The organism is Halobellus sp. Atlit-38R, assembly GCF_003665925.1.
GTDB classification, from domain to species: domain Archaea; phylum Halobacteriota; class Halobacteria; order Halobacteriales; family Haloferacaceae; genus Haloquadratum; species Haloquadratum inordinatus.
Window position 1 is genome coordinate 98,716 of record NZ_QXIJ01000010.1, and the last position, 20,224, is coordinate 118,939.

General features: G+C 59.5%; 20 protein-coding genes and 1 pseudogene. 13 read left to right on the forward strand and 8 right to left on the reverse strand.

The features are described 5' to 3' along the window. Positions 1 to 372: 372 nt before the first annotated feature. Positions 373 to 1,695 (reverse strand): RNA-guided endonuclease TnpB family protein, encoded by a 1,323-nt coding sequence (locus D3D02_RS13690; protein ID WP_121570550.1) that lies wholly within the window; start codon positions 1,693 to 1,695, stop codon positions 373 to 375. Between the two features lie 264 nt (positions 1,696 to 1,959). After that, positions 1,960 to 2,403 (reverse strand): carotenoid biosynthesis protein, encoded by a 444-nt coding sequence (locus D3D02_RS13695; RefSeq protein ID WP_121570551.1) that lies wholly within the window; start codon positions 2,401 to 2,403, stop codon positions 1,960 to 1,962. Positions 2,404 to 2,757: 354 nt separating this feature from the next. Here D3D02_RS13695 and D3D02_RS13700 point away from each other — a divergent pair, with 354 nt between their 5' ends. The 5 genes from D3D02_RS13700 (at position 2,758) to D3D02_RS13720 (ending at position 6,218) form a co-directional block, all read left to right on the forward strand. Then, positions 2,758 to 3,585: a DUF6159 family protein gene (locus D3D02_RS13700; protein ID WP_121570552.1), complete on the forward strand. Its 828-nt coding sequence runs from the start codon at positions 2,758 to 2,760 to the stop codon at positions 3,583 to 3,585. 2 nt (positions 3,586 to 3,587) lie between these two features. Next, positions 3,588 to 3,899, forward strand: a complete 312-nt coding sequence (locus D3D02_RS13705; RefSeq protein ID WP_121570553.1) for a hypothetical protein — start codon at positions 3,588 to 3,590, stop codon at positions 3,897 to 3,899. Positions 3,900 to 3,956: 57 nt separating this feature from the next. Continuing rightward, positions 3,957 to 4,766: a hypothetical protein gene (locus tag D3D02_RS13710; RefSeq protein ID WP_121570554.1), complete on the forward strand. Its 810-nt coding sequence runs from the start codon at positions 3,957 to 3,959 to the stop codon at positions 4,764 to 4,766. 100 nt (positions 4,767 to 4,866) lie between these two features. After that, positions 4,867 to 5,319: a helix-turn-helix domain-containing protein gene (locus D3D02_RS13715; RefSeq protein ID WP_121570555.1), complete on the forward strand. Its 453-nt coding sequence runs from the start codon at positions 4,867 to 4,869 to the stop codon at positions 5,317 to 5,319. Beyond that, the gene (locus tag D3D02_RS13720) at positions 5,316 to 6,218 is read left to right on the forward strand and encodes a hypothetical protein (RefSeq protein WP_233560659.1); all 903 of its coding nucleotides are present in this window, start codon (positions 5,316 to 5,318) and stop codon (positions 6,216 to 6,218) included. Before D3D02_RS13715 ends, D3D02_RS13720 begins: the two co-directional genes overlap by 4 nt. Before the next feature lie 34 nt (positions 6,219 to 6,252). Here the strand turns inward: D3D02_RS13720 and D3D02_RS20325 are convergent, their stop codons facing one another. Continuing rightward, positions 6,253 to 6,636: a hypothetical protein gene (locus D3D02_RS20325; RefSeq protein WP_147435622.1), complete on the reverse strand. Its 384-nt coding sequence runs from the start codon at positions 6,634 to 6,636 to the stop codon at positions 6,253 to 6,255. Positions 6,637 to 7,677: 1,041 nt separating this feature from the next. On the opposite strand from D3D02_RS20325, the gene D3D02_RS13730 reads away from it, so the two are divergent. From D3D02_RS13730 to D3D02_RS13760, 6 genes are all read left to right on the forward strand, one after another. After that, positions 7,678 to 8,454, forward strand: coding sequence for a glucose 1-dehydrogenase (locus D3D02_RS13730; protein ID WP_121570558.1), 777 nt, complete (start codon positions 7,678 to 7,680; stop codon positions 8,452 to 8,454). A 55-nt stretch (positions 8,455 to 8,509) separates the two neighbouring features. Continuing rightward, positions 8,510 to 9,736, forward strand: a complete 1,227-nt coding sequence (locus D3D02_RS13735) for an NAD(P) transhydrogenase subunit alpha (RefSeq protein WP_121570559.1) — start codon at positions 8,510 to 8,512, stop codon at positions 9,734 to 9,736. 19 nt (positions 9,737 to 9,755) lie between these two features. Beyond that, a complete protein-coding gene (locus tag D3D02_RS13740; RefSeq protein WP_121570560.1) occupies positions 9,756 to 10,037 on the forward strand; it encodes an NAD(P) transhydrogenase subunit alpha in 282 nt (93 codons plus the stop codon). Between the two features lie 3 nt (positions 10,038 to 10,040). After that, the gene (locus D3D02_RS13745; protein ID WP_199723100.1) at positions 10,041 to 11,483 is read left to right on the forward strand and encodes an NAD(P)(+) transhydrogenase (Re/Si-specific) subunit beta; all 1,443 of its coding nucleotides are present in this window, start codon (positions 10,041 to 10,043) and stop codon (positions 11,481 to 11,483) included. 631 nt (positions 11,484 to 12,114) lie between these two features. Continuing rightward, positions 12,115 to 13,059: a hypothetical protein gene (locus tag D3D02_RS13755; RefSeq protein WP_121570562.1), complete on the forward strand. Its 945-nt coding sequence runs from the start codon at positions 12,115 to 12,117 to the stop codon at positions 13,057 to 13,059. A gap of 86 nt (positions 13,060 to 13,145) precedes the next feature. Further along, positions 13,146 to 13,427, forward strand: coding sequence for a DUF2892 domain-containing protein (locus D3D02_RS13760; RefSeq protein WP_121570563.1), 282 nt, complete (start codon positions 13,146 to 13,148; stop codon positions 13,425 to 13,427). 51 nt (positions 13,428 to 13,478) lie between these two features. On the opposite strand, the gene D3D02_RS13765 is transcribed toward D3D02_RS13760, so the two are convergent. The 4 genes from D3D02_RS13765 to D3D02_RS20330 all read right to left on the reverse strand — a co-directional run bounded on the left by D3D02_RS13765 (position 13,479) and on the right by D3D02_RS20330 (position 18,428). Next, positions 13,479 to 14,489, reverse strand: coding sequence for an NADP-dependent oxidoreductase (locus tag D3D02_RS13765; protein WP_121570564.1), 1,011 nt, complete (start codon positions 14,487 to 14,489; stop codon positions 13,479 to 13,481). A 131-nt stretch (positions 14,490 to 14,620) separates the two neighbouring features. Further along, positions 14,621 to 16,321 carry an ATP-binding protein gene (locus D3D02_RS13770; protein WP_121570565.1) on the reverse strand — a complete coding sequence of 567 codons (1,701 nt, stop codon included), beginning with the start codon at positions 16,319 to 16,321 and terminating at the stop codon, positions 14,621 to 14,623. A gap of 542 nt (positions 16,322 to 16,863) precedes the next feature. Then, positions 16,864 to 17,019 (reverse strand): hypothetical protein, encoded by a 156-nt coding sequence (locus D3D02_RS20960; protein ID WP_199723101.1) that lies wholly within the window; start codon positions 17,017 to 17,019, stop codon positions 16,864 to 16,866. A gap of 59 nt (positions 17,020 to 17,078) precedes the next feature. Further along, positions 17,079 to 18,428, reverse strand: coding sequence for a hypothetical protein (locus D3D02_RS20330; RefSeq protein WP_147435623.1), 1,350 nt, complete (start codon positions 18,426 to 18,428; stop codon positions 17,079 to 17,081). Between the two features lie 141 nt (positions 18,429 to 18,569). On the opposite strand from D3D02_RS20330, the gene D3D02_RS13780 reads away from it, so the two are divergent. After that, the gene (locus D3D02_RS13780) at positions 18,570 to 19,478 is read left to right on the forward strand and encodes a prohibitin family protein (RefSeq protein ID WP_121570567.1); all 909 of its coding nucleotides are present in this window, start codon (positions 18,570 to 18,572) and stop codon (positions 19,476 to 19,478) included. A 21-nt stretch (positions 19,479 to 19,499) separates the two neighbouring features. Further along, positions 19,500 to 19,928 carry a hypothetical protein gene (locus tag D3D02_RS13785; RefSeq protein WP_121570568.1) on the forward strand — a complete coding sequence of 143 codons (429 nt, stop codon included), beginning with the start codon at positions 19,500 to 19,502 and terminating at the stop codon, positions 19,926 to 19,928. Between the two features lie 157 nt (positions 19,929 to 20,085). Here D3D02_RS13785 and D3D02_RS21195 read toward each other — a convergent pair. Then, positions 20,086 to 20,224 (reverse strand): annotated as a pseudogene (locus D3D02_RS21195) (RNA-guided endonuclease TnpB family protein); the annotation flags it as partial.

Genomic DNA, 20,224 nt, shown 5'->3' on the forward strand with positions numbered 1-20,224 from the left:
GCAACCGGGCGAGTGCCCGTCAGGCCAGCGCAGATGTGGCGCCGAACTCCAAAACCAACGCTCCGACGGCGAGCGCTTTGTGTTCGATCGCCCTGTTGAAGCTCTCAGAAATTTATATGTTTGCACAGATTGCGGTCAGGGTGGAGAGCGGTTACAGCACGCACGGAGCGCCCTTTTTTCCTCTCGCTCTGACTCTGCCGCTACGTCTGCGTATGTATCGTGTTGTCAGAGTGATATAATGCGGGCCGGAGACTACAGGAAGGGAATAGTGAATGCCGCCGTGAAACAGCTGATGAGGAGCCAGCCGAGTTGACATCCTCCCGCGCCTGAAGACGCGGGAATCCCACGGAACCGCACCGCTGGATTGGGATATTAGGGTTTGCAGTCTACCACTTGTGCCTGCGGTTGGAATCCGCTGGACAAGTCATATAGGTAGACTCCGGGCTGTGCCAACCAGCCGGTACTCCTATCCTCGTCCAAACTGGCCGAAGACTCGGAGTTACTTTTGTCGTTGATGTTGAGACGGATGTTCTCCGCCCCATTCACGTCAGCATTGAACGCGTCACTATGTTCCTCACACACGTACAGGCCGCGTTCAACACGTTGACTGTCGTCTTTTCTACCGCAGACACAACACGTCTTGCTCGTGTCGCGCTCGTCCACTTCCACGACTTCGATTCCCTCGACTTTCGCCTTGTATTCGAGGGTGTTCGAGAACCTGTCGAACGCCCAGCCGTGCAGGTCGAGGTTGCCGTGCTTGCCCCAATTCTTCGACTCGCCGTTGTCGTCTTCGCGGACACCAGCGAGGTTCCCAACGTTGATGCGGCCAACTTCCTGCTCAACACATCGTTCTACGATGTGTTTCGCCAAGGAGTGGAAGAAGTGGGTCCGGCGCTCCGACCACTTCTTGTGAAGACGAGTGGCTTCGTCGCCACCTGAATCATCGCACTTGGCGATTTCTTTCGGGAAGTAGTACCCGTCTTGTTTCAAGCGGTTGCCGGGGTAGAGGTCGGCTTCCTCGGTGCTGTACGCGACCGCCGCGAAGTTGCAGATACCAAGGTCAACACCCGCTGTCTCGTTGCCGGGAGCGTCGGGCGTCTCGATTTCGTCTTTGCAGACGAGGTGCAGTTCCCACCGCTCCTTCGACTTGTCATAGACGGCCCGAACCTGTTGTAGGTTCTCGACGGCAACGCCGGGGCGAGTTTCGTACTCGACAAGGATGTATTCCCACGCTTTCGGGTGTTCTTTGTGGTTCGCGCCCTTTGAGAGCCGGACACGGTTGTTCTTGGTGTCGTGTTTGATGCCATTCTGTTTCCACGTTACCGTCGAACGCGGGTGTTCTTCGTGGACTCGACGGCCTTCTGTGTCGTAGTAGTTTTTCTTGCGGTAGCCGGGCGGATTCGCTCGGTTATCAGACTTCCTCTTTCCGTACCACGAGTTGAAGGCTTCAGCGAGTTCTTCCAGAACGCGCTGACTGGACTGCGAATGCAATCCTTTGTACTTGTTGTGACCTTTCAACTCGTCTTTGAGGTCGCCGTGGTCAGGAATCTCACCGTTTTCTTTCCACACTTGGCGGGAGTGGTAGTTAGCGACGTTCCAGAGCTTGCTGGCGTCCCACCCGTGTCGATCGAGCATTTCCTCTACCTGTGAATGGTTGAGGATTTTCGCTCGGTGAGTGCGGTGTACTTCCAGCATTCTGAAAGCCTGTATAATCACTTATACTCTCTTCTATTGTAAATATTCGGATTGGGAACGGGGGAATATCCGGCCCTGCTATCGACGGTGGGTTGTGGAGGAGTTGTCGGATTCATCCTGACCCTAGAGTGATCACTGTAACTGCTGAATATGAGCAAACACCGTTCTTGCTGGATATGGAAGCCCTTGAAACTGGATTACTGCACTGCTTCACTCGCCGTCTGCTGGCACCCCTATTGGATATTCACAACTAGCGCAGACCACTCAAGGGTCAGGTATTCTCCTCGATTCTGTATAATTCCACCACGGGACTCCACGGTAGTGCGGCCCAGCGAGGTCGTCTGTATACGTCCAGTGGCCGTCTTCGACACCACGGTGGTCGGTTAGTATGTCGTAGGTGGTAGCGATGACACCGGTTGCGACGACTGCCGTCCAACCATCGGTTACGAGAAGTGCGATTCGGAGTGCAAGATATATGACTGCCGTCCAGCCGAACAGGACATAGAGCGGAACGTCACTAACCTTCGGTTCGATATGGTGTTCGAGCCACCCGAGAGTAATGACGAGGGCCTCGGCGACGAACGCGACTACTGCTCCGCCTCCGAACAGTACGAGCGTTGCGGAGACTGGCCACGTGATGGCCGCGTGGGCGAGCGCGACGATACCCAATGCAACGGTCGTGTTGGCAAAGGCACGACTGCTCGTCATAGGAGAAGTCCAAAGTGATGGGGCAAAGAATTGTTGATTGTCTATCCTTTTGTTCGGGTATCTTCACCAGGCATGATAGCTATGCACGCTGTATGCAGCACGCATCATAGCGTAGGAGGGCGAAAATTCCCCCGAACGAGGAACGAGCCGATCGCTCAGATGCAGTTTTCATCCTCCCGGATTTTTATACGCACATTGACCGAATCAATGTAGTATGCCCTCCATCATACGACGAAAAACCCTGGCACCGCTCACAGAGAGTGTTGCACTCGGAGCGATTGGCGGTGTCACAGCACGTTCGACACGCAATAGTGCTCGATCTGCGCGTGGCCAGTCAAACGGAGACTGTTCAGGATGACCTCGAAATACCAACGCGGCTTCGATATCACTCGTGACAGTCTCCGTATCTTCACCCAGCGGCCGACGCTCTTGGTCCTTCCGGCCTTGAGTCTTCTCGCGGTCGGGAGTGCCTTCGCCGTCCTCGGAGCGATCGTCTTCCAGCAGGGACTCGTCGGGTCACTGCTCACCAACGACCTCTATAAGTACGGCGTGCTGTTCTGTGCGATTGCGATCTCCTCGAGCGTGGCGACGTTTTTCAACGCCGCAGTGGTGCACTGCGCAGCGCAACTGTTCGATGGGAACCCCACATCTGTTCGGGAAGGCCTCGCTGCGGCGTGGCGCGCTCGCCGGCAGATCGCCCTGTGGGCAGTCGTCGCCGCGACGCTCGGCACGGTTTTGTACATTCTCGACGAGAAGTTCGGCGTGGTCGGGAGTCTGACGCGGATGGTCTTCGATGTCGCGTGGGCGCTGCTTACGTTCTTCATCGTGCCGGTCATCGTCCTCGACGAGCGACGGAGTCTGCGTCGCCAACTTCGTCGGAGCGGGTCGCTCTTCAGAGACACGTGGGGCGAAAGCGTCTCCGCCACGCTCGGCGTGAGTTTCGTCTTCCTGATCGTTGCGCTGCCAGGTGTCGCCCTGGGTGTGGTTGGATACTTCGTTCTCGATGGCGTGGTCGGTGTGGGTGCGCTCGTCGGCGGTGGCGGAATCGTCGTCGCGGCAATCGTGGGCTCGCAGACGGCCGCTGCGGTTGTCCGGACGGCGCTGTACCGCTACGCGACGACGGGTGAACACGTCGGCCCGTTCGAGAGTCGGGACCCCGACACGGTCTTCCCCGAAAGCTGACGATGCCGATTTACGACCGGCGATCCCCTTCGGAGTACGAGATAGTCGATCGGTGGGACGTCGGCATCGGGTGGCTCGCACATCCGAACGAGACCGGTCACCGGACGAGTCACGCCGTCGTCGGCGCGGACGGTGGCGTATGGGTCATCGACCCACTCGATGCCCCAGGGATCGACGAGGAACTCGCAGCACTTGGCGACATACGCGGCGTTCTCGTCTGTTCGAACTACCACGTCCGTGATGCGGACCGTTTCACGACACGTCATAATCCCCTACCCCGCGAAATAGCCGATACAGGCCCCATTATCGCTTAAATCTGGTTTTGATACTCCATTCGATCTAATAGGTTACAACAGTATGTCGTAGACACGATGGTACTGGTCTCCGCATTCAAAGATGGATTCGCCGCCCTCCAAGCAAATCCGATCCTGCTCGTCGCCGGCCTCCTCGTCGGGGGTGGGAGCCAACTCCAGAACGTTGAGCACCTGATCGACTCACCGTTGGTCTCTGCGGGTGCATCGCTCGCGTGGTTAATCGTCTTTCCATTCGTTCTCGGTGGCTTCATCGACACCGCCCGAGCTGCGATCGAAGGAACAGACACATCGGTCACTCAGTTTGTGACGGCAGCACAGACACATTACCTCCGGCTGCTACTCGGAACGGTGGTGTTCGTGCTTCTCGTCCTCGGAACCGCCATCGGGCTCGGCCTCGCCGGATTCATACTCGGTATCGGGACTCTGGCACTCGCCGCGATTCACGAGATGGCCGCCTTCGCCGCAGGCGTCGGTTCGCTGCTCGTCTGGCTGTTGTCCATCCTCCTCGTCATTATGTTCGTGCAATTTTACGACGTTGCGATTGTCATCGAAGACCAGAGCATCACGGATGCGTTCCGGAGGAGCGTTTCGCTCGTCCGCTCGAACCTCAAAAGCGTCGCCGGGTTCTCGCTGGTGTGGGTCATCCTGTTGAACGCCTTTTTCATCCCCGAGTACCTGCTCCAGTTGACGTTGACGGATGCCGGGCCTGCTGACGTATTACCGATCGACCCCGGTATCCCGGTAGCTGTCCTCCTTCCGATCGGAATCGTCCTCTCGGCGGTTGGCTTCGCGTACTTCTATACGGTGTACACGGCGTACTACTTGCGATTGATCGCTGCATCACCTGTTTCCACGGAGTCAGTATGATTACCGACCGACAAATATGACTATCCGACAACAACTACGTACGATGGTATCAAGCGGCCGCTGATTAGAACAGATCTCGAGAATTCAATCCACAGCAACTATGTCACGACTCCTTCCGACACAAACGAACGCCGCCGTCGAACGAAGTGACAACCCCTCAGTCTTGAGCCTCGACGACGACGCGACACGAGACGTGATCGAAGCGTTGTCCTCCGAAACCGCCTACGAAATATTCCGGTTGCTCAACGAGACACCGGCGACTCCGTCGCGGATCGCTGACCAACTCGGCCAGAGCGTGCAGAACGTCCACTATCACTTGGAGAATCTCGAAGCAGCTGGAGTAATCGAAGTCACCGACACCTGCTATTCTGAGAAAGGCTGTGAGATGAGTGTGTACGTCGTTTCGGAGGATCCGACGATCCTCTTCCTCGGCACTGAGGACGACCGGCCGAGCCTCAAACGTGCGTTCAAGGCCTTCGCGTCGCTACTTGGCCCTCCATCGGTCCTGCTCGCAGCCGGTGAATCCATCTCCCAATTCGTCACTGGGGAATGAGCGAACACACCAATTCAGCGGGCCGAAGCACTTCTACCGGTGACGACACAACCACGTGTGGCGCGGCACCGACAATCAAAGCCCGAGAAGATGTCGATGGCTGTGGCTGTCTCGAATGCCGCAACATTGAGACAACCACCACCAATCGGACCGTCCTCGACGCGCTCGTTTGGTCGCTTCGCCTGTTTCGATCCTATCCGTCGATCCTCGCCTTCGCTGGCGTGATTATCTTCTCCAACCGACTTCTCGAGACCGACAGTATCACTGTGCTTCCGACGCCAGCAATCGGCGTCATCGAGGCTGTAACGGCGTTCGCGTTTATCATTTCGATTCGCGCCTACGTGGGAACGATCGTTGCTGGAGAATTGACCGGCGAGTCTGTCACGGTACGTGAGGGACTACGGCGAAGCATCGTTCGAACTCCGGCGTTAGTCGGCGTCATCGTTGTCATCGTATTCGTCGTGATGACGGTTCCGTTCTTCGTGTCATTTCCCCTCTTCCTTCTGGTCGGCGTGATCCCGGCCCCGGTGGAGATGGTTAGTTTCCCTGTCGCCGCAGCAGTCGGTGGGATTATTTTTGCTGTGCCGTTTCTCTTTCTCCTCTTCAAATTCTGGTTCGCGCCCGAGGCGTGCGTTATCGGCCAGTACGGGCCTATCGAATCACTTTGGGTGAGTTGGCGCATCACAACGAACTACCGTCGAAAAATCTTGCTCATCGCCGTAATCGCTATTGGCAGTGCACTCAGCCTGTATTTGCCAACCGTTTTCCCCGAGTTCGGTACGAGACTAGCACTCGTATCGCCCGTTATAGACATAATCTCATCGAGCCTCAGTGAACTGCTTTCAGTCGTGTGGGCAAGCGCGTACGCACACATCTACGTCCAAGGGATCGTGTCATAATTCCGCGTGTGTTGTAGTGGGGTTCTGCTCAGCGTTACGCCTGCCTCGATGCCTCGTCAGTTCCCGATCGCATCTCGAAGTACCCCCACATATGGCGAAGTCCGGTCCCGATCAAGAACCCCGTCACTCCCAGTGGGAGACCGATCACCACAGCGATCATCAGACCGATGGCTGTCGCGTCGGGGATTCCGACTGTGCCATAGTACTCCGCCGTGAGCCCGTAGCGCGCGAACCCGATACCGAATGTCGGTGCCATCGCGAGGACAGTGGCCGGAATCAACCCCGAATTGAAGCCCGTGAACAGAGTAGCAACAGCGACGATTGCGGCGACGCTGACGAAGACGAGCGGTTCCGGATTCGCCCCCGTCCAGGTGCCGACGGCCATCGACTCGATTTGCCGGTAACTGGTGGTGGTCACGACCCACCACTCGGTTCCAAAGGCAAGCAAGGGCGCACTCAGGAGGGCCACAACCGAGATATCCTGTCGAATCCCGAAGAGACCTTTTGTTGCGCGTTCCAGCACGTGTCTCGTTCTCTCGGCTCCGAGAGCGGCGCTGAAGTAGCCCCACAGAGCGCCCGTTACTGAGCCAGCCCAGCGTCCCCCCTCTCGAATTGTGTCTCTGGTCTGTCCCACTACCCACGAGCAACCGCTGTATATCCAGGCAAACAGGGCGAACAGGTAGCGCAAGATTGCTCGCAAGCTATTACGAGCAGTGGTTCCGTCGAATTCTATCTGCATAGTGCATAATGAAGGTGGTATCTTCATCAAAGAAGGGATAACTATAATGATCATCGTAGTCTGACGATTCACCCGCCTTCGGCTTCGTACGTCCGCCTGCGTAGCTCAGCGCGGTGTCCGTCGTACCGTGGGAGTCGTCGCCACCGTCCGCGCATTCGGATACGTCGTTCATCCGTGTAGCGGTGACATTCTATAGTAGCGTTTGCTCACCCAACCGCACGTAGTCGCACGATCGGTTGTATAATCGGTTGCAAACGCTACAATAGGATGCCCCTATACGAGCATAGTTCGGCCGGTCGCTACTCGTGGAGTTCAGTTATTCGATCGCTGACGGCGATATCGCCCCACGCGCGCCGAATAGTGGCTACTCATCTCGGAGATGAGTACGAAAACCGATCGATAATCCTACGGGTGGACCAGAGTCAGGGAATATACCCATTTGTGAAATAGTGTTCAATAGATTTACAACCATCCCCGCTATTGGTTCAATTGCGGGTGGGTCAGAGGCACAACCGGTTATTTACACCACCCCACTTTCCCTTCCAGCAGTACTCACGTCTGAACACCGTTGGCTTGTCGGTAAGCCCTCCTTTTTGTCTCCGTGAGCCACTCACTTGGCGTGGTGCCGTCCCTCCGAGTTCACAACTGGTTCTGAGGGAGGGTTACGTCGTCTATAATTATACTATTCCGACACGAGTATTCTCGGAGGTCAAATCGGATATGACACTCCTCGATGGAAAGACCGCGGTGGTCACCGGTGGTAGTTCTGGGATCGGGCGTGGAATCGCACGGGGGTTCGCCGAACACGGCGCGAGTGCGGTCGTGGTCGCCGACGTTCGTGAGGACCCGAAAGAGAGTGGGCCGCCGACGCACGAACTGCTGGCAGACGAGACCGACGCGGCCGCGACGTTCGTGGAGTGCGACGTCACGAACACCGACGACCTCGAGGCCGCTGCTGATGCAGCCGCGGAGTTCGGCGGTCTCGACATATGGGTGAACAACGCCGGTATTTGGCACGCCGAGGATTTTCTTGACGTGACTGAGGCGGAGTACCAGCAGCTGATGGATATCAACACGAAGGGGGCGTACTTTGGGTCCCAGGTCGCCGCAGCACGGCTCCGCGACCGTGGAAGTGGCTCCATCATCAACATCTCGAGTATTGCGGGGCTGTTCGGGAACGGAAACTGGCCCACGTACGCCACGTCCAAGGGCGGGTTGACGTTGCTGACGTATTCACTCGCGCACGAACTCGGCGAGCACGGAATCCGTGTCAACGCCATCCATCCCGGCGCTATCCAGACGATGATCGGTGGGGAACCGACCGATTCGGAAGCGGCGGCGGCGGGGGCCGAGCAGTTCACCCAAATGGTCCCGCTCGGCCGGTACGGCCAGCCCGAAGATGTCGCCGGTGCGGCGGTCTTCCTCGCGAGCGACCTGGCAGGGTACGTGACCGGCGAATCCCTCGTCGTCGATGGCGGGTGGACGAGCTGGCGATGAGTGACTCAGCTCAGAGCCGCGGATCGGCAGCCGCCGCTCGCACGGGTTGCGGTCGATGAAGGTCGGTGTCCCGGGAGAGACGGTCGCGGGCGAGACCCGCGTCGCGCTCGTTCCACCGGTTGCGCGCAAGCTCGTCGATCGTGGCATCGAGGTCCTCGTTGCCGACGGTGCCGGAGCGGGGAGCAACTGGAGCGACGACGAGTACGCGGCGGTCGGCTGTGAAGTGCTCGACGACCGGACAGCGGTGTTCGATCGTGCTGAGGTCATCCTTCAGGTTCGTGGCCTCGGTAGCCGTCCCGACGGCGAACTGGACCCGTACCGCGAAGGGCAGACAGTTATCGGGATGCTCGGGCCGTACGCCGTCGACGACACGACACTCGAAGCGCTCGCCGATAGACAGATCACGCTGTTCGCGCTCGAACTCCTCCCTCGGACGGGTCGGGCCCAAGCGATGGACGTGCTCACGTCGATGGCGAGTCTCGGGGGGTACAAGGCCGCCGTTATGGCGGCGAACGAAGTGCCAAAACTCTTTCCGATGCAGATGACTGCAGCGGGGACTATCTCGCCCGCCTCGGTTTTCGTCGTCGGTGCGGGTGTCGCGGGGTTGCAGGCGATCGCGACCGCGAAACGCCTCGGCGCTCGGGTCCGAGCCTACGACATCAGACCCGCCGTCAAAGAGGAGGTCGAGAGTCTCGGGGCGGATTTCGTAGCGCTTGATCTCGAAACGTCTGATTCTGCCACTGCGGGCGGATACGCCCGAGAACAGGACCCCGAGTTCTACCGGAAGCAACGCGAAGCGATGACTAGCGCGGTCGGCGCGGCGGACGTCGTCATCACCTCGGCGGCGGTCCCGGGTCGGCCCGCCCCGACGCTCGTGACCGAGGCGATGCTCGATGGGATGGCGCCTGGTTCTGTCGTCGTCGACCTCGCGGCCGAAGGCGGAGGGAATTGCGAGCCGACACGTCCCGACGAGACCGTCGAATACGGTGACGTCACTATCTTCGGGCCGACGAACCTCCCGAGTGCCGTCCCCCAGACAGCCAGTCGCCTCTTCGCGAACAACGTCACCAACTTCTTGGATCACGTTCTCCGGGAGGGAACTATCGCAACCGACACGACAGACGAGATAATCGACGCCACGCTCCTCACCCACGAGGGCGCGGTCCGTTCCCCACACCGTCGCAGTGAACCGAACTCGCCGTCGAGTCCTGCTGACACAGACAGTATCGATGCCAGTGACGACACCGACCAGGAGCCAATTGACGGAGAAACCGATGCCTGACACACGGGAGTGGTGGTGAATGGGGTTCGTCGAGAATCTGACGCTGTTCGTCCTCGCCGCGTTCGTCGGCTACGAGGTGATCACGAAGATCCCGGCCACACTGCATACGCCGCTCATCTCGGGGACGAATGCCATCTCCGGCATCACGCTCATCGGCTCGGTCGTCGTCGCGGGGGCTGGCCAGTCGACGCTCGCGACGGTGTTGGGCTTTCTCGCCGTCGTGATGGCGACGACGAACGTCGTCGGCGGCTACCTGGTGAGCCACCGGATGCTCCGACGCTTCCGAGGCCGGGAGGACTGATCTGTGCTGGGAATCGCAGCCGGGCTCCCGCCGGCGGCCCTCTCGCTCGCGTACCTCGCCGCTGCGGTCCTGTTCATCCACGGGCTCCGACAGCTGACACACCCCCGGACAGCACGCCGGGGGAATATATTCTCGGCGGCCGGGATGGTCGTCGCAGTCGGTGTCACCGTCCTCTGGTTCGAGATCCTCTCACCGGTGGTTCTGTTCGCCGGTCTTCTAGTCGGCGCGGCGATCGGCAGCTGGCTCGCGGTCACTGTCGACACGACGGATATGCCCCAACTCGTCGGCCTGTTCAACGGCTTCGGCGGGGGCGCCTCCGCACTCGTGGCCGGCGCGGAACTCATCGACCTCTTTGGGCCGTCGGGGCCGACAGTAGCCCCAGTCGAGACGGCGACGGCAGCGGCCGCCACCGGGCTCATCGGCGGTGTCACGTTCTGGGGCAGTCTCGTGGCTGCCGGGAAGCTCCAGGGATACGTCGAGGATCCCGTCCACTACCCGGGTGAGAATCCACTCAAGGCCGCCTTCTTCGTCCTCGCCGTCCTTGCGGGCGTGGCGCTCGTCACGCAGATTGAGATTAGCGTGCTTTCGGCGGCAACGTGGGTACCATCGTACTGGGTGCTGGTCGCAGCCGCGTCGATACTGGGCATCCTGCTGGTCGTCCCCATCGGCGGTGCGGATATGCCGGTCGTCATCGCGCTGTTGAACGCCTGCTCCGGGCTGGCAGCCGCTGCGACCGGGTTTGCGCTCGACAACAGCGTCCTTATCGTCGCCGGGACACTCGTCGGCGCCTCCGGTCTGATTCTCACATTCATTATGTGCGAATCGATGAACCGGACGCTCACGAACGTCCTTTTCGGCGGGTACAGCGACGATGGGTCAAGTGGCGACGTCGCGGATATCTACACGGGGAACGTGATGTCGACCTCACCCGAGGAGGTGGCGATGTTGCTCGACGTCGCCCGACGCGTAGTCATCGTCCCCGGCTACGGGATGGCTGTCGGACAGGCCCAGCACGCCGTCGCCGAACTCGCGGCGCTTCTGGAGGCGAACGACGTCGAAGTGATCTTCGGCATCCACCCGGTGGCCGGTCGGATGCCCGGACATATGAACGTCCTCCTCGCTGAGGCGAACGTCCCGTACGAACAGATGGCGGAACTGGAAGCGGTTAACCCGACGTTCTCCCAGACCGACGTCGTCATCGTTACAGGCGCAAATGACGTGGTGAATCCGAGTGCCCTCTCGGAGACGTCGAGTCCCATCGCGGGTATGCCTGTGCTCCACGTCTGGGACGCTCAGACGGTAATCGTGAACAAGCGCAGCCTCAGCCCCGGCTACGCTGGGATCCCGAATCCACTGTTCACGTACGACAACACGTATATGCTGTTCGGGGATGCGCGAGAGGCGATGCAGGCGCTCGTCACGGAGTACAAGGACACCCACAGGTGATATCTTCCCGCCGCTTACGGCTCCGGTTTCGGGGTCGCTTCGAGGTCTTCGGTGGCTCCGAAAAACGAGTACTGCACATTAACTCCTATCCCGGAGGCTGTATCTGACCGACGCGGTGCGGAGTAGGAACACGTGGTCGCACGGCCCGAGAACTCCGATGGACGAATCCGATTCCCGAGCCATCTTTAGGTCTCGTTGCCGAAAGCCACTCCGTGCATCGACGTGCCCTCCTCACGACACTCCTCCCTGCCCTTGCTGGCTGCTCACTCGCACCGAGCGGTCCCTCGACGGACCCTTACCCGACTAGTGGACCGAATGTCTTCGTTTCGTTCGACTGGAATCCCGATCAGTCAGCACTGACCGTGACGTTTGACCGCGGCAACCGTGTCACGGTCGAGAACACGAGTCGCTTGTCTGTCATCACCCCCGACGCTGACGACACCGAGACCGTGTGGGTCGATCGCGATAGCACGGACTCGGCTGCGGCGTTCCCGCTTACGCCAGGAGCGACACTGACTCACGAGATTCCTGAACCAGCGATGACCCGTATGGTCTGGGTCGCGCCCGAACGGAATACTTCGAGAGCGGTCGCCGTCTGGCGACCGGGGACAACCACACCGGAGGCGAGCGAATGAACCGCCGTACGTTGCTCGCCGGTGCAGGTACGGCGATCCTCGGCGCAGCTACGGGCTACGGCAGTCTTCGAGTCGCTGACGTTCGTCCCTACGACCCGGCGCTCCCAACAGGTGATGCGCCGCGCGAGCGCATCGTTGCGGCGGCTCGACACCGCCACGCCGTCGATCACCGGGCCACCACGAGGGTGCGAGTGCTGGAGGACTGGACCGGTGAGGCACCGTACGATCTCGACGTGCGCAGACAGTGGCACGAACACTCCCGACGACGGCACCTCCACACCTTGACGACGTTTGCAGCCCCGTTGACACGGAATGACAGCATCGCGGACGAGGCGGACAGAGAGTTCGTCACGCCGCATCAGCTACTGTGGGCGCTGTTTCACTACAACCGGGTCTACAGCGACAGCTACGACCTCCCGTTGACCAACGTGCTGTACGTGACCGACGGGACGATGCTGTACGACTTCGATGCGCCCGCTCCGAAGAACGGGCGGGTGCGCATCTCGAAAGGCGACAGCGGAACCGACGTCGTCGCTGACGACGATGACGCTGCCAGAGCGGTCCGCGGCGATTTCGTCCGCCCGCACCGGACTGACTGGACGAAAACTGCGGAGAGAGATGGAACGGTCACGTACCGCGTTTCCGGACCGGACGCGTACGCACAGGTCGTTCCGCTCCCGTTCGCGCCCATTTCAGAATTCGGTGACTGCTGGATCGAAGTGACGCTGAACAGGGAGACGGGGCGGCTCCGGCGTATCGTCGACAACCGAGCCCTCGTCGTCGACCTCTGGGAGGGTGCGGTCGAGAAGTCGCTGACGTATCGCATCGAGACCGAATTCGATCAATACGGAGTTGCAACCGCTCGCCGGCCGATTGGGCCTGTCGACCGAAGTCTCGAATCGCGCGCGAAGGCGCTGCTCTTCGATTTGATGACCTACTGATTTTGGTTGCGCTTACGGACTCCCTGCAGGGTTCGGGACGGCCAGATACGCTTATCTCCTCAGAGCGCCAATATGACGTGATCAATATGGAAAAGAATGTCGGCGGTTATGATCGCACCGCTCGCCTCGTCCTCGGGCCAGTCCTTGGTATCATCTCGCTGGCTGCCCTTGCTGGGTATCTCAGCTTAGGGTTCGGTCCGCTCTCGACGGGAGTCGTCGCCGCCCTGTTCGGTGTACTCAGCCTCGTGTTCATCATCACCGGAGCCACCCAACAGTGCGTCCTCAACCGCGTGCTCGGGCTCAACACCTATCGACCCGAACGCTCGACTGACACCGACGAGCCTATCGAGTCGCGGAAGTCGATCTGAGACCACGACTTCGACTCACACCAGGACGTCCAATTTTTCGCCGTGGGGAGCTCACTCAGCCACTCGGACGACCTGCTTCCCGATGTTGTCGCCAGAGAACAGCCCGAGGAACGCATCCGGTGCGTTCTCTAAGCCCTCAACGACTGATTCACGATGGTCGATTTCCCCGCTCGCCACCCACGCTGCGAGCTGTTCGGTCGCTTCCCCAAATCGAGTCGCGTAATCGCCGACGAGCAGACCCTGGACTTTCGCGCGCGGTGCGATGAGCAGGGGCAGCTTTCGCGGTCCTGTCGGGACACTCTCGTCGTTGTAGTGCGCGATCTGTCCGCAAACGGCCACGCGAGCATCGAGGTTCAGTTTCGTGAATACAGCATCCGTAATCGGGCCACCGACGTTGTCGAAGTAGACGTCGACGCCCTCGGGTGCGGCGTCGTCTAGCGCGGCTCCGTAATCCTCGGTCTCTTTGTAGTTGATCGCGGCGTCGAATCCGAGATCGTCTGTGAGCCAGCGCGTCTTCTCGTCGGACCCGGCGAATCCGACGACGCGGCAGCCGTTCAGCTTCGCGATCTGTCCGACGACCGATCCAACTGCGCCGGCTGCCCCGGAGACGACGACGGTATCACCGGGGTTGGGCTCGCCGACGTCTAGCAACCCGAAATACGCCGTCCGGCCCGGCATTCCGAGGACGCCCAGATAAGCTGGCAAGTCCGCGACTTCGGTGTTGACGGGGGCAACGTCACCCGCATCGAGCACGCTATAGTCCGCCCACGTGCCCTCACCGGTCACGAAGTCGCCTTCGTCGAACTGTGCGCTGTTGCTCTCGACGACTTCGCCGACGACACCGCCTTTGAGGACGTCTCCGACGTCCCACGGCTCCGCGTACGATTCGCTGTCGCGCATCCGGCCGCGCATATACGGATCGACGGAGAGGTACTCGACACGGACGAGCAGTTCACCGTCGCCCGGCTCTGGGACGTTCTCTTCTCTGAGCTCGAAACAGTCCGCGTCTGGTTCACCTGCTGGTCGCTCTGTGAAGTACCAACTGCGGTTTGTATTTGCCACATCTCTGATTGACTCGTTGCATCAAAGAGACTTCGGAAGGCGGTAGGCACATCTGCTTAATTCGAGGAGTTGAGGAGTTGAAACGTTCGAAATCATTCAGGACTCGGCTTGTGATCAGGCGCAGGATGCTGTCACAGTGCCGGATTTGTCTGTGACGGTTCTGTCTCTGCTGGGCGGTCTTCGGCTTTTTGCAACTCGATCGTGAACACTGCGCCCTCAGGGTCGTTATCCTCCACCCGGACTGCTCCATTAAACTGCTCGACCAGCGTCTGCACGAGATACAGCCCAATGCCGCTTCCTTCACTCTCCAGACCTTTCTCTCCCTTCCCAAAGATCGCTTCTTTTTGCTTGTCCGGAATCCCAGGGCCGTTGTCTGCAATCTGAACGACGGCTGACTCGTCTCGTTCCTCGACGCGCACCGTTATTTTAGGGGTGGCCTTGTCGTTGTGCTGTACGGCATTGCTGAGGAGATTGCGAAACACCGACGATAGCATCTCGGTTGCACAGACCCCGACTGCTGGGATATTCCCGCTAATCTGAATCTCCGCGTCAGGATGGGACTCTTGGGCTGTGTCGACCTCCGCTTTGAGGTGGCTTCGGAGTGTAACGGATTTCAATTCCGGCTGCTCCTCGCCAGCAATCGCTTCGATGTAATCACGCGCATCTTTTGTCAGTTTCATCGTATGATCAGCAGCCCGAAGCACTCGTTCGAGCGCGTCTTGTCCCTCGTCATCGACACGCCCTTCGAGTGTTTCCGCCCAGCCGCGAATAACAGTCATATCGTTTCGAATGTCGTGGCGAACAATGCGGTTCAGCACTTCGAGTTGTTCTGTTTTCCGTTCGAGGTCCCGACGATATTGCTCCGCCTCGGAAACGTCAGAAATCACAATTGAACGGCCAGTTTCTGAGTTGCCAGCAGTAAACGGCGCTGACGCGATACGATAGTATTTGGTGTCTCCGTCACGGGTGAGCGTGACTGTTTCAGGAGGTGTTTCGTTGGTTCCGTCGATCATCGGGAGTACCGTCTCCAGTGACTTCCCGGTCGTACCGGATAATTGGGGAAACAGATCACAGGCGGTCTGATTATAGTCGCGGATTTGGTTGTCTTGGTCGAGGAAGAGAACCGCATCGTCGATTTCGCCTGCACGATGTGCTCTCTGAAACCGGTCGAAATAGACGAAGACGACGCCGAGCGCGAAAGTTGCAACGCCAATTGGCTCGTACGTTATCGCAAGCAACCACGGACTCGTCACCCCGATGATGTTCGCACCGACTGGCAGTGCGGTCAGCATAACCAACACGGCAAGCGGGCGCGTGTCCGTTCCAGCATAGTGGAAATGTTCAAGTAGCATATAGAACCCGACAAAGGACAGCGCATACGCGAGACCGAGCACAGTCCAATGCATAATTCCGTGCTGGATTTCGAGATGGGGGAACGGTGTCGCAACCATCGTCGCGGTGAAATACAGGTGATGGAGTGGGTTGGTGAGCTTCACCGCGATGAGTACGAGAATGATACCGCTCACGAGTCTGGCGTACGGCAGTTGCCGCGGTGAGCGCCCCGTGTACGCAGCACAGAAGGACAACCACGCGGCGACGGCGATGAGTCCTACGACGAGTCCAAACACGTAGAACGCCCGTTTTGCTAGTGGGGAAGCAGCGACAAGATATCCGAGATTCGCCCCAGCCCAGAGCCCACTGGTGAGGAGAAACACCGTAAGTCCACGGCGGGTCCCATCGTGCGCAATAGCTTGGACACGCTTGAGGCTCACAAAACATCCGAGAGCGGCAAGTACGAACGCCAGAACGTGTCCCAGAAAGAGCAGGTTCACAGACACGTACCTGCCTTCGTGAGAGCTGTGGCGTTTTGCAACTCTATCACACTTCCCTCACATATCTCATCCGCGATAATAGTTTGTATCTCTCTAGGTGCAGGGAGCGACACCCAGTGCTTTCTTTCTCAGTAGTTGACAGAAGGGCAGGTGTTCCGACGACCCCCACTCAACGAGCCGGGAAAGAAACAGAAGGGGACTTTCAAGCCGCCGCTGGGGGCCGTAGCTGTGGATGAACTTGATCAGAGGCGGGAAACGGAGTCAGATTGTTACCACTTGTTGACATCACGCCGAGTGAAACAGAAAATGATACCCGTGTGGAAACCAGCCCAGAGAATGTCCCGAAAGGGACAGATCCGAGCACCACTACCTGGTTGCTCGGTATATTGCCGGGCTTGCATCCCGACACCACTGCTTTCGATAATGCTACTCCTTCCGAGTCCGCTCGGAACTTGCCCAGGCCACTCTATAGACGGGGTGGATTCGCCAATGTCTTCCTTCACCTACCGCTCGATCGCATACTCGAATATTTCTCGAACCATTCACTTCCGCTTGCTCCGTGCTTCCCGTACACCGTTGCCATCGCGGACGAGATCTTCACAGTTTGGGCAGACACGAACCGTCTCCGCGTCTCCGGGGGCGAACACGTTCACGTAGCGCTGTGTGACGAACCCATCACAGTTGTTGCAGGTTGGCATATCTCGTGTTCTTGATGCGTCTAGTATAGGCTTTCTGCCCAGACGTGGCTGAAAAACCCCTACGACTGCCGCCAGGACGCCACAGCACGTGCCCCGAGCGCACCGATAACAGTGCCGGCGACCAACGGCGTCGTCCAGTCTGGGAGTGTGGGTAGAGAAAGGACGTCCTCTGCTGTCGTTCCTGATGTGGGATCACCGCCGACCTTCGCCAACCAGGCTACTTCACCCGCGTGTCCATCGGTAGACGCTGCGCCACCAACGAGCAGGCCACCGTCTCCGAGGGGCTGAACAGCGAACCCCCCGGTCCCGGGCTCGGCTTGGTGCTCCCAGACGACCTGTCCCTCGGCATCGACGCGAAGTAGCCACGCACCGCGAGCGTCGGCATCCGTGTCTGGCTCCGCCGCCCGCGTCCCCACGAGAATGTACCCGGTTTCGACCGACGCAATGCCGTGGTGCCAGTTCCAGCCGTCCTGTGGGTAGGTCTGCTCCCAGCGTTGCTGTCCGTCGCTATCGAGCGCGACCAGCCAACCGACACCCCGATCGTCAGCACTGAAGCCACGGCGCCCGACAGCGACCACGCCTCCGTTCGGGGCGGGCGCTAGGTCTTCGATGCGGTCTCCCGCGTTGTGATCGACGTGCCACTGCCAAGTGAGGCTCCCGCTGTTGGTGAGTTTGCCGATCCAAGCAACCTCCTGTCGACCACTGGGGGCAGGCGAATCGGCGCCTACTGGCCCGGTCGAGCCAGCAATGATGATACCCCCAGGGACGCTAGTTATTGCGTTGACGCTGCCCGCGCGCTCGCTGTGCCACGTCCAGCTACGAGTGCCGTGAGAGTCGAGGTGGGCCGCCCACAGTCGCTCGTCGTTCCCGACAGTCTCGTTGCCGGCGACGACGTATCCATCAGTCACGTTTGCTATTGCGGTCGCTCGTCCATCTGCTGCACTTGGCTGATAGGTGTGTGTCCACGAGACGTCGCCGTCTGGTCCGATGCGAAGAGCGTACGGATCAGCGTGTCTTGGTGCTAGGTGACTCGCTGTGAGGTTGGTACCGCCGGCGGCAACGATTCCATCGGCGTCGTCTCTCGATACGGCCCCCGCGAGGAGTGTACTCTGTCCCGTCTCATCGAGGTGATGCCAGCGTGAACGGCCCGCTGCGTCCACGCGTCCAATCCAGCCGTGATAGTGGTCAGAACCACCAGCGAGGCCGACGAGTGCGACGCCGTCGTTCATCGGGACGATCTCACGAACGAGCGCACGATTTCCATTCGTGGCGGTCGTAGCTGGGGCGTAGGTTCGCGTCCAGGTACGTTCCGGGGCAGTGGACGCGGCGGCTGCAGTAGTCGTGTTGGCGAGGGTGACCGACCCAGCCACGCCGCCAACACCGAGGAGGAAGTCGCGTCTGGAGGGCATCTTCCCGTGATTGAAGAGCGAGAAATATATACGCTGTCCTCAGGGCCACACAGCGGGTGTGGTTTTGGTTTGATCCGCTCTCAAATGTTATCTGTAAGTGGCCAGCATTATATACAATAGATACTCATCTACAAGTGACATATGAGCGGTGACCCTCCAATCGACACCAGCGGATTCGCTACCTCTGCCACGGTGATCGGTCTCGTTGTGATTCTTCTCGTCTCGGCCGTCGGCGGAGTGATGGCGTTCGAAGGCGTCAACGAAGGGAACGTAAAGGTCGTCAAGAACCAGGGTGCGGTTACGGGCAACATCCTCGAACCTGGCTGGCACTTCATCACACCCATTATCGAAGGGACAGTTAGTATTCCAACACGACCGCAGACGTACACGATGAGTTCCCAGAGCGGCGAGGGAGACAATGCAAATCAGGACGACTCGGTGCGCGTTCTCACGCAAGACGGCCTGCACGTCGATGTCGACGTGACTGTCCGCTACCGCGTCACCCCCCGTGACGCTCCCCGATTCCACGAAGAGTACCGCGATCTCCCGACCGCAGAGACACGCCTCATCCGCCCCACCGTTCGCTCGGTCCTGCGGACGGAAGGTGGCAATATCGACGTCACGGACATCTATACCGGCGAGGGACAGACTCGCCTGAAGCTCGCCGTTGAAAAGGCGCTCAAGACGGAAACTGATGGAAGCGGTATCGTAATCGAGAGCGTTCAGATCCGAAACGTCCGGCTCCCGAGTGAGTACGCCAAGTCTATCGAACAGAAGAAGGTCAAACAACAGAAGATTGAGGAGGCGGAGTACGAGATCCAAGTCGCCGAGAAGAACAAACAGCGCCAGGTGATCGAAGCTGAGGCCGAGGCCGAACAGATTCGAATCAAGGGTAAGGCCCTCCGGCAGAACCCCGAGGTCCTCGATCTGCGTTACATCGAGGCGCTGCGAGAGAACGACAACACCATCTATGTCCCAGCGGAGGGTGGCGTCGCCCTCACGCGCGATGTGACCGATGACGCCACGTCCACAAACGAGAGCACACGCTAACTGGGTCTCCAGAGGCTTCAGATGCGACGGTACATCAAATTCGCAACGGTTGTTGGCGTCGCATTCGTGCTGCTCGTAGCAATGGCTCGCGTATCGGGCTTCCTCTTGCTGCCACTGGCACTCGCGTTGCTTCTCGGACTCGGTTACGTAGCAGTCCAGATTTTGACTGGATCGCCATCACCCTACCCGCGGATCGCATCGGGCGTGTTCGAACGGAGCGAGTCCACAGCGGTGCAGCTCTCCGAACGGAGCCCCTGTGAGTCCTGCACCGATTGGAAGGGTCCGGGAGAACGCCGCACCACGCATAAGGAACTCGTATTCCTTGGTGTCCCACTTGTTCGCCTGTCGACGACACAGATTATCCTCTGTGAAGTGTGCGCTGACCCGCTTGCGACCATCGAAGACCAAGAGCTGGACGCTATCGATCGTGAACTTGAACGTGGTCGGTGACGTGGTCAACTGGCTCTCGGTTCAGGGCCGCAGGCTGCGAGCAACAGTCACTGCGTCTCCGACCGTCTGTTTGGTGTAAACGACCCTCCCCTACTTCGCTCGGGGTCTAAGGACCCGCTCGCTCGTTGAGGGAAGGGCTTTCGCGTGGGCTCCCGTTCTACGCCTCACTAGAGGCGGGAGGGTTGTACTCCCCGCTCACGTTCAGCGTCCCGCGATTCAGGCGCACGTCTACGGGTGCGCCTCCGTCGTCTGCGTTTTGCCGGCGACGGAGATACTGCAGTCCAATGTTCTTTGCC

Bases quoted from the DNA above. Each gene is read 5' to 3' on its own strand.
- D3D02_RS13690 (WP_121570550.1), bottom strand. From the start codon at position 1,695: ATGCTGGAAGTACACCGCACTCACCGAGCGAAAATCCTCAACCATTCA.
- D3D02_RS13695 (WP_121570551.1), bottom strand. From the start codon at position 2,403: ATGACGAGCAGTCGTGCCTTTGCCAACACGACCGTTGCATTGGGTATC.
- D3D02_RS13700 (WP_121570552.1), top strand. From the start codon at position 2,758: ATGACCTCGAAATACCAACGCGGCTTCGATATCACTCGTGACAGTCTC.
- D3D02_RS13705 (WP_121570553.1), top strand. From the start codon at position 3,588: ATGCCGATTTACGACCGGCGATCCCCTTCGGAGTACGAGATAGTCGAT.
- D3D02_RS13710 (WP_121570554.1), top strand. From the start codon at position 3,957: ATGGTACTGGTCTCCGCATTCAAAGATGGATTCGCCGCCCTCCAAGCA.
- D3D02_RS13715 (WP_121570555.1), top strand. From the start codon at position 4,867: ATGTCACGACTCCTTCCGACACAAACGAACGCCGCCGTCGAACGAAGT.
- D3D02_RS13720 (WP_233560659.1), top strand. From the start codon at position 5,316: ATGAGCGAACACACCAATTCAGCGGGCCGAAGCACTTCTACCGGTGAC.
- D3D02_RS13730 (WP_121570558.1), top strand. From the start codon at position 7,678: ATGACACTCCTCGATGGAAAGACCGCGGTGGTCACCGGTGGTAGTTCT.
- D3D02_RS13735 (WP_121570559.1), top strand. From the start codon at position 8,510: ATGAAGGTCGGTGTCCCGGGAGAGACGGTCGCGGGCGAGACCCGCGTC.
- D3D02_RS13740 (WP_121570560.1), top strand. From the start codon at position 9,756: ATGGGGTTCGTCGAGAATCTGACGCTGTTCGTCCTCGCCGCGTTCGTC.
- D3D02_RS13755 (WP_121570562.1), top strand. From the start codon at position 12,115: ATGAACCGCCGTACGTTGCTCGCCGGTGCAGGTACGGCGATCCTCGGC.
- D3D02_RS13760 (WP_121570563.1), top strand. From the start codon at position 13,146: ATGGAAAAGAATGTCGGCGGTTATGATCGCACCGCTCGCCTCGTCCTC.
- D3D02_RS20960 (WP_199723101.1), bottom strand. From the start codon at position 17,019: ATGCCAACCTGCAACAACTGTGATGGGTTCGTCACACAGCGCTACGTG.
- D3D02_RS20330 (WP_147435623.1), bottom strand. From the start codon at position 18,428: ATGCCCTCCAGACGCGACTTCCTCCTCGGTGTTGGCGGCGTGGCTGGG.
- D3D02_RS13780 (WP_121570567.1), top strand. From the start codon at position 18,570: ATGAGCGGTGACCCTCCAATCGACACCAGCGGATTCGCTACCTCTGCC.
- D3D02_RS13785 (WP_121570568.1), top strand. From the start codon at position 19,500: ATGCGACGGTACATCAAATTCGCAACGGTTGTTGGCGTCGCATTCGTG.